The sequence below is a fragment of the Geodermatophilus arenarius genome (assembly GCF_042654585.1).
GTDB classification, from domain to species: Bacteria; Actinomycetota; Actinomycetes; order Mycobacteriales; family Geodermatophilaceae; genus Geodermatophilus; species Geodermatophilus arenarius.
The window spans coordinates 112,738-125,465 of sequence record NZ_JBHSGR010000012.1; the positions used below are offsets into that span (position 1 = coordinate 112,738).

General features: G+C 74.4%; 11 protein-coding genes. 8 read left to right on the top strand and 3 right to left on the bottom strand.

What is annotated here, in order from left to right; genetic code table 11:
• The first annotated feature begins 277 nt into the window (after positions 1 to 277).
• On the top strand, positions 278 to 1,192 hold the full coding sequence (locus ACFO3M_RS12650; RefSeq protein WP_387988962.1) for a sugar phosphate isomerase/epimerase family protein: 915 nt from the start codon (positions 278 to 280) through the stop codon (positions 1,190 to 1,192).
• Here ACFO3M_RS12650 and ACFO3M_RS12655 read toward each other — a convergent pair.
• A complete protein-coding gene (locus tag ACFO3M_RS12655) occupies positions 1,173 to 2,591 on the bottom strand; it encodes an MFS transporter (protein ID WP_387988964.1) in 1,419 nt (472 codons plus the stop codon). The two genes, ACFO3M_RS12650 and ACFO3M_RS12655, sit on opposite strands and share 20 nt — an antisense overlap.
• Before the next feature lie 147 nt (positions 2,592 to 2,738).
• On the opposite strand from ACFO3M_RS12655, the gene ACFO3M_RS12660 reads away from it, so the two are divergent.
• From ACFO3M_RS12660 to ACFO3M_RS12685, 6 genes are all read left to right on the top strand, one after another.
• Positions 2,739 to 3,926, top strand: a complete 1,188-nt coding sequence (locus ACFO3M_RS12660) for a YVTN family beta-propeller repeat protein (RefSeq protein ID WP_387988966.1) — start codon at positions 2,739 to 2,741, stop codon at positions 3,924 to 3,926.
• A gap of 160 nt (positions 3,927 to 4,086) precedes the next feature.
• A complete protein-coding gene (locus tag ACFO3M_RS12665) occupies positions 4,087 to 4,878 on the top strand; it encodes an ABC transporter ATP-binding protein (protein WP_387988968.1) in 792 nt (263 codons plus the stop codon).
• Complete coding sequence (locus tag ACFO3M_RS12670; RefSeq protein ID WP_387988970.1) at positions 4,866 to 5,834, top strand: ABC transporter ATP-binding protein; 969 nt, start codon at positions 4,866 to 4,868, stop codon at positions 5,832 to 5,834. The genes ACFO3M_RS12665 and ACFO3M_RS12670 overlap by 13 nt, the downstream gene beginning before the upstream one ends.
• Positions 5,831 to 6,721 carry a branched-chain amino acid ABC transporter permease gene (locus ACFO3M_RS12675; protein ID WP_387988972.1) on the top strand — a complete coding sequence of 297 codons (891 nt, stop codon included), beginning with the start codon at positions 5,831 to 5,833 and terminating at the stop codon, positions 6,719 to 6,721. The genes ACFO3M_RS12670 and ACFO3M_RS12675 overlap by 4 nt, the downstream gene beginning before the upstream one ends.
• Positions 6,714 to 7,952 carry a branched-chain amino acid ABC transporter permease gene (locus tag ACFO3M_RS12680; protein WP_387988974.1) on the top strand — a complete coding sequence of 413 codons (1,239 nt, stop codon included), beginning with the start codon at positions 6,714 to 6,716 and terminating at the stop codon, positions 7,950 to 7,952. The genes ACFO3M_RS12675 and ACFO3M_RS12680 overlap by 8 nt, the downstream gene beginning before the upstream one ends.
• 8 nt (positions 7,953 to 7,960) lie before the next feature.
• Positions 7,961 to 9,190: an ABC transporter substrate-binding protein gene (locus ACFO3M_RS12685; protein ID WP_387988976.1), complete on the top strand. Its 1,230-nt coding sequence runs from the start codon at positions 7,961 to 7,963 to the stop codon at positions 9,188 to 9,190.
• A gap of 45 nt (positions 9,191 to 9,235) precedes the next feature.
• Here ACFO3M_RS12685 and ACFO3M_RS12690 read toward each other — a convergent pair whose 3' ends face one another.
• On the bottom strand, positions 9,236 to 10,393 hold the full coding sequence (locus ACFO3M_RS12690) for an acyl-CoA dehydrogenase family protein (RefSeq protein WP_387988978.1): 1,158 nt from the start codon (positions 10,391 to 10,393) through the stop codon (positions 9,236 to 9,238).
• Positions 10,390 to 11,937 carry an acyl-CoA synthetase gene (locus ACFO3M_RS12695; RefSeq protein ID WP_387988980.1) on the bottom strand — a complete coding sequence of 516 codons (1,548 nt, stop codon included), beginning with the start codon at positions 11,935 to 11,937 and terminating at the stop codon, positions 10,390 to 10,392. Before ACFO3M_RS12695 ends, ACFO3M_RS12690 begins: the two co-directional genes overlap by 4 nt.
• A gap of 121 nt (positions 11,938 to 12,058) precedes the next feature.
• On the opposite strand from ACFO3M_RS12695, the gene ACFO3M_RS12700 reads away from it, so the two are divergent.
• Entirely contained in the window at positions 12,059 to 12,727 is a 669-nt protein-coding gene (locus tag ACFO3M_RS12700) for a TetR/AcrR family transcriptional regulator (RefSeq protein WP_387988982.1), read from the top strand.
• Position 12,728 lies beyond the last annotated feature (1 nt).

A 12,728-nucleotide genomic window follows, 5' to 3' on the forward strand; every position in this document is an offset into this window, starting at 1 on the left:
GACAATCCGTAACCGAACGGTGACCAACGAGACGAGGCAGTCCGCTCCGCGACGTCGTGACCTGTGGTGACGGCGTCACCGCATGTCGACGCCCCTTGCGCTCAGTGATGCGCAGACTTCCGCTTTGCGGAGGGCCCAAGTCTCGCTAGGTTGTGGCGCACGGCACAGATCACCGCGGATCGCCGGCCCGTCCGGGCGTTCCGGGGTGCGACGTGCGCCGTCAACCCCGAGAGGACCGATGAAGCCAGTGAGGAACCTGCGACACCTGACGCGAGCGGTGCTGTTGGCCGCCCTGTCCGCACTCCTGTTCGTGGGGCTCGTCGGCCCCGCGAACGCGGCCCCCTCCACCGCCGGCCACACCAGCGCCGACTGCGCCCGGGTGCCGCTGAACAAGATCTCGATCCAGCTGTACACCTTCTCCGCCTACATCGGCTCCGGCCCCGGAGCCCAGCAGCGCCACGAGGAGGTCCTGCGCCGCCTCGCCGAGATGGGCTACCGCAACGTCGAGCCGTACACCCTGGGCGGCTGGACCGCCGAGCAGTACCGGGCGCTCCTGGACCGGTACGGCCTGAAGGCGTCGGCCCGCCACGTCGACGTGGGCTCGCAGTTCAGCGAGGTGAACATCGAGCAGATCCTCGAGGAGAACCGCGTCCTGGGCATCAAGTACTTCGGGTCCGGCAGCAGCGCGGGGGCCCCGTGGATCCCGGAGCAGCAGCGGCTGAAGACCGAGGCCGACTGGGTCGCCTACGCCGAGTACCTGGACGCCGTCGGCGAGCAGGCGCGCAAGGCCGGGCAGACGCTGATGATCCACAACCACGACTTCGAGTTCACGACCGTCTTCGGCGACCGCACCGCGTTCGACATCCTGATGCAGCACACCCAGGCCAAGAACGTCGTCTCGCAGCTCGACCTGTACTGGGTCTCCTTCGCCGGCCTCGACCCGATCGAGGACGTCATCGACGTGTACGGCAACCGGATCCAGCTGTTCCACGTCAAGGACCTCAACCCGGCGCTGAACAACCGGATCGAGATCGTGGGCCGCGGCAACATCGACTTCCCGTCGATCTTCGCGGCCGCCGGCGGCAGCACGAAGTACTACGTCGTCGAGCACGACCCGCGCAACGACGGGACGTTCGACCCGTTCGTGGCCGCGCAGGAGGGTTTCGAGTACCTCACCTGCACGAACGGCTGACGCCCGGCACCTGACGAGGGGCGGTCCCGGATCCCCGGGGCCGCCCCTCCGCGCGTCCCAGCGCCAGCCAGGAGACGACGGCGGTCGTCGCGCACACCGCCAGCCCGAGGACCGCGATGGCCGCGTACCCCCCGGGGGCCGGCGCGGCGCCGAGCAGGGTGGCGGTCAGCGCGCTGCCGAGCGCGAAGCCGACGTAGCGCAGGACCTGGTTCAGGCTCATGGCGCTGCCGGTCTCCGACGGCGGCACCGCGGCGACCACGAGCGCGGGGAACGCCGCGAAGGACGCGCCCACCCCGAGCCCGGCGACGGCCATGACGGCGAACAGCTGCCACAGCTCGGTGCGGGTCAGCCCGAACAGCACGAACGCGCCGGCCTGCACGACCGCGGCGACCGGGAGCACCAGCTGCTGCCGCCCGCGGTCGGCCAGCAGCCGGGCGAGCCGGCCGCCGAGCACGCTGGCCGCCGAGAACGGCAGCAGCACCAGCCCGGCCACGACCAGCGAGGCGCCGAAGCCCGGGCCGGGGGAGGCCGGCGTCTGCGCCAGGACGGGCACCGAGGCGAGCAGCAGGTAGTTCGACAGGCCGACCAGCAGCGCCGCGACGTGGGCGGTGAGCGCGAGCCGCCCGCGGGCCAGTCGCAGGTCGACCAGCGGCACCGGAGTCCGGGCCTCCCAGCGCACCCAGCAGGCCAGCGCCGCGGCCGCGCCGCCGGCCAGCAGCCACGGCGCCGGGGAGGTCCAGCCCTCCGTCTCCGCCTGGCCGAGCGCGACGAGCAGCCCGGCCAGCCCGGCGCCCAGCAGGAGTGCGCCGACGACGTCGAGCGGCCGTCGCGCGGTGGCCGCGGCCGGCGGCAGGACCGCGGCCGCGGCCAGGAGCGCGGCGAGGCTGACCGCGGCGCCGGCCCAGAACGCGGCGTGCACCCCGCCGAGCTCGGCCGCCAGCCCGGCCAGCGGGTAGCCGAGGCCGACGCCGGCGACGACGGTGAGCGACAGCGCGGCGATCGTCGACCGGGAGCGCTCACCGGTCAGCGCCTCGCGGGCGGTGGCGATGGCCAGCGGCGTCAGCCCGAGCCCGAGGCCCTGCAGCGCCCGCCCGGCGACCAGCCACCCCAGCCCCAGGGGGAGGGCCGCCAGCACGCCACCGGCGGTCACCACGGCCAGCACAGCGAGGACGACGCGGCGCCGGTGCGGCCCGTCACCGAGCCGGCCCACCACGGGCGTGGCCACCGCGCCGACCAGCAGCGTGGCGGTCAGCGACCACTGGGCGTCGGGCAGCGGGGCGTCCGTCGCGGCGGCGATCGCGGGGACCAGCGGCGCGCCCAGGCTGCTGATGACGGCGACGACCGTCCCCACGAAGAGCAGCACGGGCACGAGGGCGCGCGGCGAGCGGGAGGGGGTCATGACCTCAGGGTCCCAGGTGGTTGGTGCGTGCAACGGGTGACGCCGGTCGCGTTGCCGGCACCGTCCCCCCTTGTCCGGGGCCGCGCAGGCCCCGACCATCCATCCCCTGCGACACGCACACCCGGACGGTCGACGGGGCGATGAGCCATGGACCTGCACCACACGGTCACGCACGGGAAGCACTACCGGCGGCGGACGCGCCGGCGCGGGATCGCGCTGGGCCTCGGGGCGGTGGCTCTCGCCGCGGTCGTGGTCGGGGCGCTCCTGTGGTCCGGGGGCTCCGGGTCCCCCGAGCCGCAGGCGGGCGCGGCGGCGACGTCGGCCGGCGTGGGCGAGCACGCGCCCGGCGCGCACGCCGGGGACGCCGCTGCGCCGTCGGGCCCCGCCGCGTCGTCCGCGGCGCCCGCGCCCGCGGCGAGCGCCGCTGAGCCCGGGGTCGGCCCCGCGGTCCCGGTCGGCTCGTCGCCGCACCACCTCGCGGTCACCCCCGACGGCCGCTCCGCCTACGTCGCCGACCCCGTCCTCGGCGCCGTCCTCCGCATCGACCCCGACACCGCGGAGGTGACGGCGACCATCCCGGTGCCGCAGGCGCCGCCGCAGATGGTCACCACCTCCCCGGACGGGAGCCGGGTCTTCGTCTCCGCCTACGACGAGGAGTTCACCACCGACGCCGTCGTCACCATCGACACCGCCACCGACACGGTGGCCGGCGCCGTGCCGGTGGGCCGCGGGCCGTACGCCATGGCGACCGACCCCGGCGGCCGGCTGCTGTACGTGCCCTACTACGACGAGGACCACCTCGACGTCCTCGACGCCGCCACCGGGGCGCTGGTGGACCGGGTCGACGTCGCGCCGTCCCCGCACTGGGTCGCCTTCGTGCCCGGCCGCGAGGCCGCGTACGTCACCAACCACTTCTCCGACGTGGTGACCGTCCTGTCCCTCGAGGACCACCGGGTGCTGGCGACCGTCCCCGTCAGCGACGGGCCGCACGCCCTGGAGACCTCGCCGGACGGGACGCGGATCGCGGTGGTCGGCTACATCAGCGACGACGTCACGCTCATCGACCCGGCGACGGACACCGTGGTGGCCACCGTGCCCGGGGTCGGCGCCGGGCCGCAGGACGTCACCTGGGCCCCCGACGGCCGCCACCTCTACACCGCCAACGTGGAGGACGGCACCGTGGCCGTGGTCGACGCCGCCACCGGTGCCGTCACCGCGCGGATCCCCACCGGGACCGATCCGACGAGCGTCACCGTGACCCCGGACGGGCGCCGGCTGCTCGTCACCAACTCCGGCGACGGCACGGTCCGCGTGCTCGACGTCGCCGGCACCTGACCGCGCCCGGGCGACGCCGCCGGCGGACGGCACCGCGCGGTGCCGTATCACCGGCAGGTCACGGTCCCGTCCCGGCCGGGGCCGCGATCTCGACGTTCCCCCTATGGTCCGTCGGCATGTGGCACACATCACACGGGGTGCTCCGGGAGCCGGTGGCGCCGTGCTGACCGTCGACCGGCTGCAGGTGAGCTACGGCGGCGTCGTCCAGGCCGTCAGGGGCGTGTCGATGGAGGTCCCCGACGGCTCGGTCGTCGCCGTGCTCGGGAGCAACGGCGCGGGCAAGACCACGCTGCTGCGCACCGTCTCCGGGACCCTGCGGCTGCACCGCGGCCGGGTCGACGCCGGCACGGTGCGCTTCGAGGACACCGACCTCACCCGCCGCGACCCCGGCCAGATCGTGCGCCGGGGCGTGGTCCAGGTCCCGGAGGGGCGGCGGATCTTCGGCCGGCTCACCGTGGAGGAGAACCTGCGCGCCGGCGGCATGGGCAACCGCGACCGCGCCGCCAAGGCCCGCGCCGTCACCCGCGTGCACGACCTGTTCCCGGTGCTGCGCGACCGCGCCGGGCAGCGCGCCGGGCTGCTGTCCGGCGGGGAGCAGCAGATGCTCGCCATCGGCCGCGCGCTCATGGCCAGCCCGCGGCTGCTGCTGCTCGACGAGCCGTCCCTGGGCCTCGCGCCCCGCGTCATCGGCCAGATCGGCGAGGTGATCGCCGAGATCAACCGCCAGGGGACGTCGGTGCTGCTGGTCGAGCAGAACGCGACGATGGCCCTCGGCGTCGCCGACCGCGCCTACGTCCTCGACGTCGGCGAGGTGTCCCTGTCCGGCGACGCCCGCGAGCTCGCCGCCACCGACGAGGTGCAGCGGCTCTACCTCGGCCACACCGGCGCCGGGCCCGCCGCGGAGCGCGTCGAGCGGGCGCCCCGCCGCACCCTCTCGCGGTGGACGGCGTGACCGCGGCGACCACCCGGGACGACGTCCCGCCGGTCGAGGTCGACGGCGTCAGCGTCTCCTTCGGCGCGATCAAGGCGCTCAACGACGTCTCGTTCACCGTCGCCCCGGGCGCCATCCACGCCGTCATCGGGCCCAACGGCGCCGGCAAGTCGACGTTGTTCAACGTCCTCTCCGGCGTCTACCGCGCGAGCGCGGGGGAGGTCCGGTTCGGCCAGGCCCGCCTGAGCGCGATGCGGCCGTTCCAGATCGCCGGCGTCGGCGTGGCCCGCGCGTTCCAGAACATCGCGCTGTCGGGCACGCAGACGGTGGCCGAGAACCTCATGCTCGGCCGCCACCACCTCACCAAGGCGGGCTTCCTCTCCTCCGGGCTGCGGCTGCCGCGGGCCACCCGGGAGGGGCGGGTCCACGGCGAGCGCATCCGCGAGATCGCCGAGTTCCTCGACCTTGGCGCCAAGCTGCACACGCCCGTCGGCGTGCTGTCCTACGGCGACCAGAAGCGGGTCGAGGTGGCCCGGGCGCTGTGCATCGAGCCCCGGCTGCTGCTGCTCGACGAGCCGGTCGCCGGGATGAACGCCCAGGAGACCGACCGGATGGCCGACGCGATCCGGGAGATCCGCTCGGCGCTGGGGATCTCGGTCATCCTCGTCGAGCACGACATGGGGATGGTCATGTCGCTGGCCGACCGGGTGACCGTCCTCGACTTCGGCCGCCGCATCGCCGACGGCACCCCGGCGCAGGTCCAGTCCGACCCCGAGGTCATCCGCGCCTACCTCGGCTCGGGCACCGAGGTCGGCCCCGCCGAGGCCGCCGCCCAGCACACCGCCGCCCAGCACACCGCCGCCCAGCACCCCGCCGCCCAGCACCCCGCCGCCCAGCATCCCGCCGCCCAGCATCCCGCCGAGGGCGCCGCCGCCCGGGGCGCCACCGCCACCGACGCCCCGGGGAGCCGGCCGTGACCCAGTTCCTGTCCCTGCTGCTCAACGGCATCTCGCTGGGCGCCATCTACGCGCTCATCGCGCTCGGCTTCGTGATCATCTTCAAGGCCAGCGAGGTGGTCAGCTTCACCCACGGGTCGCTGCTGCTGCTCGGCGCCTACACGATCGCCCGGCTGTCGGGCCCGATCGGCTTCCTGCCCGCGGTGCTCGTCGGCGTCGGGTTCACGGCGCTGGCGGCGTTCCTCGTCGAGCGGCTGGTCATCAACCAGCTCCGCGGCGCCCCGGTGATCAGCCTGGCGATCGTCACCATCGGCGTCGACATCGTCATCCTGACCGAGCTCATCCGGCAGATCGGCCCGGACATCCTCAACGTCCCGCACCCGTGGGGCAGCGACTCGGTCCGCATCGGCAGCGTCGGCATCAGCGAGAACCGGCTGATCGCCATGGGCGTGGCCGCCGTCCTCATCGTCGCGTTCTTCGTCGCCTTCAAGTACTCCAGCTGGGGCGTGGCGATGCGCGCCTCGGCCGAGGACGGCGAGGCCGCTGCGCTGATGGGCATCCGGCAGGGCCGGGTGTCGGCGCTGGCCTGGGTCGTCGCCGGGGTGCTCGCCGCGGTGGCGGCGCTGTTCCTCGTCGGCGCCCCGACCCCGGGCGTGAGCGCGGCGGCCTACACGGTCGCGCTGCGCGCGTTCCCCGCGGCGATCCTCGGCGGCCTGGACTCCACCGGCGGCGCGCTGGTCGGCGGGCTGCTCATCGGGATCACCGAGGCCCTCGCGGCCGGCTACCAGGAGCAGCTGTCCTTCCTCGGCCGCGGCTTCGGCGAGGTCGCGCCCTACGTCGTGATGATCGTCGTGCTGCTCGTCCGCCCCTCCGGCCTGTTCGGGACCAAGGAGCTGACACGTGTCTGACACCCTCTCCGCCCCCACCGGGGCGCGCGGCCGGACGGCGGCGGCGGACACCTCCCGGCCCGGCCGCTCCCCGCTGCTGCGCTGGCTCCGGCCGGTGCTGCTCGTGGCGGCCCTCGTCGTGCTGCTGGTGCTCCCGCTGTACGTCGAGGAGTTCTGGCTGCGGACCGGCTTCGCCGTCGCCGGCGCGATCGTCGGCGCGATCGGGCTGAACCTCCTGGTCGGCACCAGCGGTCAGCTGTCGCTGGCGCACGCGTTCTTCCTCGCGGTCGGCGCGATCACCTACACCTACGTCTCCGGCGAGTCCGGCGGCCTGGGCACCCGGGCGGCGCTGCGCGGCCTGGAGCTGCCGCCGATCGTCGGGATGGTGCTCGGCGTGCTGCTCGCCGGCCTGGCCGGCCTGCTGTTCAGCCCGATCGCGGCCCGGCTGCGCGGCATCTACCTCGGCGTCGCCTCGCTCGGGCTGGTGTTCATCGGCGTCCACGTGCTCAACACCTGGACGCCGGTCACCGGCGGGTTCAACGGCCGCTCGGTGCCGGAGTTCTCGCTGTTCGGGTTCAGCTTCGGCAACAGCGACCCGACGCTGTTCGTCCTCGGCGTGCCCTACCGGGAGGCCGAGCGGCTCTGGTACCTCGGCATCGTCCTGGCGCTGGCCGCCTACGTCTTCGCCCGCAACCTGCTGCGCAGCCGGCCCGGCCGGGCGCTGGAGACGCTGCGCGACAGCGAGGTCGCCGCCTCGGTCATGGGCGTCAACGTGCAGGCGTACAAGGCGCGGGTGTTCATGGTCAGCTCCATGTACGCCGGGCTGTCCGGGGTGATGTACGCGCTGTCGATCGGCAGCATCGCGCCGGAGTCCTTCGGCCTGACCGTGTCGGTGCTATACCTGGCGATGATCGTGCTCGGCGGGCTGGGCTCGGTGGGCGGCGCGGCGCTGGGCGCGGCGTTCGTCACCGCCCTGCCGCTGGTGTTCCAGCAGTTCGCCGACGTGCTGCCGCTCGTCAGCGCGCCCGGCGAGGGCGGCATCGCTGCCGGCACCGCCGCCCGCTACCTGTTCGGCCTGGCGATCGTCCTCGTCGTCCTCTTCGAGCCCGGCGGCCTGGTCGGGATCGCCCACCGCTTCCGCCGCCGGGGACGCAGACCCGGCCGCGGATCCCCGAGCGCCACAGCGGGCTCGGGTGCGCGCAGCACCGACCCCGATCCGTCCGACCCACCAGCGCGAGGGAGCACCAGATGAGAGCAGCAGTGCGTCTGCGGGGGGCCACCGTCCTGGCCGCCGTCACCGTCGTCGTCGTCAGCGGCTGCAGCACCAGGGCGCCGGACGGCGGCGGCGGCGGGGGAGGCGAGGGCGGCGGCGACGTCGCCACCGACGTCGGGGTGGAGGGCACCACCATCCGGCTCGGGGTGCTCACCGACCTGACCGGCGTCTTCGCCGCGCTCGGCCAGGACATCACCAACGGCAACACCCTGTACTGGCAGGACAACCAGGTCTGCGACACCTACGACGTCGAGCTCGACGTCCAGGACACCGGCTACGTGCCGCAGACCGGCGTGCAGCTCTACAGCGCGATGGAGCCGAACATCCTCGCGATGCAGCAGACGATCGGGTCGCCGATCAACACCGCGCTGGCCGGGGACTACGAGAGCGACCAGATCGTCAACTTCCCGTCGGCCTGGGCGCGCACGCTCACCGAGATCCCCGGCACCGGCGTCCTCGGCGCCACCTACGACGTCGAGATCGCCAACGGCTACCAGTACCTGTTCGACCAGGGGCTGCTGCAGGACGGCGCCACCGTCGGGCACATCTACTTCGAGGGCGAGTACGGGGAGAACGGCCTGGCCGGCAGCGAGGCCGTCGCGGAGGCCCGCGGCCTGGAGGTGGTCCCGGCGCAGATCAAGTCGACCGACCAGGACATGTCCGCGCAGGTCACCCAGTTCGCCTCGGCCGGCGTCGACGCGATCGTGCTCACCGTCGCGCCGACGCAGACCGCCTCGGTGGCCGCGGTGGCGCAGGCCCAGGGCCTCGACGTCCCGATCCTGGGCAGCAACCCGGTGTTCGCGCCGGGCCTGCTGCAGGGGGCCTCGGCGCAGTGGCTCAGGGACCACCTCTACGTGGCCTCGCCGGTCACCGCGTGGGACGCCCAGCCCGAGCTGCTCGAGCAGTACGAGGCGGCCTACCCGAACGTCACGCCGAGCCTCGGCGCGATCTTCGGCTACGCGATGGGCGACGTGATGAACCAGGTGCTCGACGCCGCCTGCGAGAGCGGCGACCTGACCCGCGAGGGCGTCGTCGCGGCGTTCGGCGAGCTGGAGGACGTCGACACCGGCGGCCTGCTGGTGCCCATCAATGGGTTCGAGACCGGCGTCTCGCCGAGCACGCAGAGCCTCATCCTGCGGCCGGCCGACGTCCCCGGCGGCGCCGAGGTCGTCCAGGAGGCGTTCGAGGGCGAGCTGGCCGCCCAGCTCGCGGGCTGATCGGCGGGCCCCTCCGCCCCGGCCGGGGCGGAGGGGCCTCCCGGCCTACAGGCCCAGCCGTTTGGCAATGACCTCGTTCATGATCTCGGTCGTCCCGCCGCCGATGCCGAGGACCCGGGCGTCGCGGTAGTGGCGCTCCACCTCGGACTCCCGCATGTAGCCCAGCCCGCCGAAGACCTGCACCGCCTGGTCGACGACGGAGTCGCAGGCGGCCACGGCGGTGTTCTTGGCCATCGACACCTCGGTCACGACGTCCTCGCCGGCCAGCCAGCGCTGCATCACCGCGCGGGTGTAGGTGCGGGCGACGTCGACCTCCCGGGCCATCTCGGCGAGCTTGTGCCGGATGACCTGGCGGGAGGACAGCGGCCGGCCGAACGTCGACCGCTGCCGCACCCAGTCCAGCGCCAGGTCCAGGCAGCGCGCCGCGGTGGCGTAGGCCTGCACCGCCAGGCTCAGCCGCTCGGACTGGAACTGCCGCATGATCTGGACGAACCCGCTGCCCTCCGGCCCGACCAGGTTCGCCGCCGGCACCCGGACGCCGGTGAAGGACAGCTCCGCGGTGTCCGAGCAGCGCCAGCCCATCTTGTCCAGCCGCCGGCCGACGGTGAACCCCGGCGTGCCCTTGTCGACGACCAGCAGCGAGATGCCGGCGTGGCCCGGGCCGCCGGTGCGGACGGCGGTGGTGACGAAGTCCGCCCGCACGCCGCTGGTGATGTAGGTCTTCGCGCCGTCGACGACGTACTCGTCGCCGTCGCGCACCGCCCGCGTCCGCAGCGACGCGACGTCGGAGCCGGCGTCGGGCTCGGTGACGCCGAGGGACCCGATGAGCTCCCCGGCGAGCGTCGGGCGGACGTAGCGGTCGACCAGGGCGGGGGAGCCGTCCGCGACGACGTGCGGCAGCGCGATGCCGTGGGTGAACAGGCTCGCCGCGACCCCGGTCGACCCGCCGCCGAGCAGCAGCTCCTCGGTGACGATCGCCGAGTCGATCGCGTCCCCGCCCCCGCCGCCGACCTCCTCCGGGAAGGCGACGCCGAGCAGCCCGGCGGCGGCCGCCCGGCGGTGCAGCTCCCGCGGCAGCTCGCCGGCGGTCTCCCACTCCTCGACGTGCGGCGCCACCTCGCGGGCGACGAAGTCGCGGGCCAGCCGCCGCAGCGCGACCCGCTCGGGGGTGGTCCAGGGGTCGGCGAGCGCGGCCGTCGTCACCGCTGCACGGCCTCCTCGGCGCCGCCGTACTCCTTGCGCAGCGTCGTCTTGAGCACCTTGCCGGTGGCGTTGCGCGGCAGCTCGGGCACGAACTCCACCCGGGTCGGGCACTTGAAGTGGGCCAGCCGCTCCCGGGCGTAGCCCAGCAGCCCCTCCGCGTCGGCCTCGGCGCCGTCGGCGAGGGCGACGACGGCGACCGGTGTCTCGCCCCAGCGCGGGTCGGGCACCCCGACGACGGCGACCTCGCGCACCGCCGGGTGCCGGTAGAGCACCTGCTCGACCTCGATCGGGTACACGTTCTCGCCGCCCGAGATGATCATGTCCTTCTTGCGGTCGACCAGGGTGACGAAGCCCTCGGCGTCCATCCGGCCCAGGTCGCCGGTGTGGAACCAGCCGTTGCGGAACGCCTCCGCCGTCGCCTCGGGCAGCCCCCAGTAGCCGGCGAACACGTTGGGTCCGCGCACCACCAGCTCGCCGACGACGTCGGTGGCGACGTCCCGGTCGTCCTCGTCGACGATCCGCGCCTCGACGTGCATGAGCGCCCGGCCGATCGAGCCGGCCTTCTCCTTGACGTGGTCGGCGTCGAGGATCGACACCGCCGGCGCGGTCTCGGTCATGCCGAAGCCCTCCTGGAAGGGCAGGCCCTTGCCCTGGAAGAACTCGATGACCGGCAGCGGGCACGGCGCGCCGCCGGTGACGGCCAGCTCCAGCGCCGACAGGTCGTGCCGGTCGAAGTCGGGGACCGCGGTCAGCGCGGCCCACATGGCCGGGACGAGGAACTGCACGGTCGCCCGCGACCGCGCCATCGCCTCGAGGGTCTGCGACGGGTCGAACGACGGCAGGACGACGTTGGTGCCGCCCAGGTAGAGCAGCGGCAGCGTGTGCACGCCCAGCCCGCCGATGTGGAACATCGGCGCGACCGTCACGGTCACGTCGCTCTCCCTGAGCCCGCGGCCGAACGACAGGACGTTGACGACGTTCCAGAAGTGGTTGTCGTGGGTGAGCATCGCCCCCTTGGGGCGGCCGGTCGTGCCGGAGGTGTACATCAGGCAGGACAGGTCGCCGCCGGAGACGTCGGTGCCCAGCGCCCGGGGCTCGCCGGAGGCCAGCAGCGGCTCGAAGGCGAGCTCGCCGTCGCCGGCCTCGCCGTCGGCCACCACCCGGTGGCGCACGCGGATCCCCTCGGCGCCCAGCGCGGCGCGGGCGACCGGCGCCAGGGGCCCGGACCACACGAAGACGTCGGCGCCGGAGTCGGCGAGCAGGTAGCTGACCTCCGGCGGCGCCAGGCGCAGGTTCATCGGCACGAAGACCGCGCCGAGCTTGGCGGTGGCGAACATCGTCTCGAGGAAGGCGGGGCTGTTGAGCAGCAGCCCGGCCACCCGGTCGCCCTGCCGGACGCCGAGGTCGCGCAGCGCGCGGGCGAGGGAGTCGGTGCGCCGGTCGAAGTCCGTGTAGGTGAGCCGCCGCTCCCCGAACACCAGGGCGGTGCGGTCCCCGGAGAGGAACGCCCGCCGCGTCGGCCAGCTGCCGATGCCCCTGTCCATGTCTGCCCTCTCCCGCGCTGCTGTGGCCTGGGTCACGGAGTCTGTCGAGGACCTGACGCGGTCGTCAACTGCCCGTGGCGTGTGTCAGGCTGCCCGGGCCCGAGGACGCGGAGGTGGGGCGATGACCGGCACGCAGGCCAGTCCGCAGCAGGACCAGCTCCCCGTGACCGACCGGGGACGGCGCACCCGGGCCGCGCTGCTGCAGGCCGGCCGGGAGCTGTTCGAGGAGCGCGGGTTCGCCGACGTCCGGATCGACGCGGTGTCCGAGCGGGCCGGCGTCTCGCACGGGACCTTCTACACCTGGTTCGACTCCAAGGAGTCGCTGCTGCGCGCGATCGTCGCGGTCGTGGTGGAGGACCTGTTCACCGCCACCGCGGTGGGCCCGCGGCTGCCGGCCGACGCCCCCTACGAGCGGATCGAGGCGGCCAACCGGCTGTACCTGACCGCCGTCACCCGGCACGCCCGGATCCTGCGCGTCCTGGACTCGCTGGCCGACACCCGCGAGGAGTTCCGGCGGCTGCGGGTCGACGTCCGGGAGGCCTTCGTGCGGCGCGGCATGGAGGGCCTGGAGCGGCTGCAGGAGCTGGGGCTGGCCGACGCCTCCCTGCCGCCGCGGGCCACGGCCAGCGCGCTCGGCGCGATGGTCGAGTCGTTCGCGCACCTGTGGCAGGACCCGGTGGAGGACCTCGACGAGGACGCCGCCGTCGAGGTGCTCACCCGGCTGTGGGCCGGCGCCATCGGCCTGCCCCGCTCGGCCTGGCCCGACCGCGGCGCCGGCCGACCGGGCTGAG

Coding starts and splice junctions, on each gene's coding strand:
- ACFO3M_RS12655 (WP_387988964.1), bottom strand. CDS start 2,591: ATGACCCCCTCCCGCTCGCCGCGCGCCCTCGTGCCCGTGCTGCTCTTC.
- ACFO3M_RS12660 (WP_387988966.1), top strand. CDS start 2,739: ATGGACCTGCACCACACGGTCACGCACGGGAAGCACTACCGGCGGCGG.
- ACFO3M_RS12695 (WP_387988980.1), bottom strand. CDS start 11,937: ATGGACAGGGGCATCGGCAGCTGGCCGACGCGGCGGGCGTTCCTCTCC.
- ACFO3M_RS12700 (WP_387988982.1), top strand. CDS start 12,059: ATGACCGGCACGCAGGCCAGTCCGCAGCAGGACCAGCTCCCCGTGACC.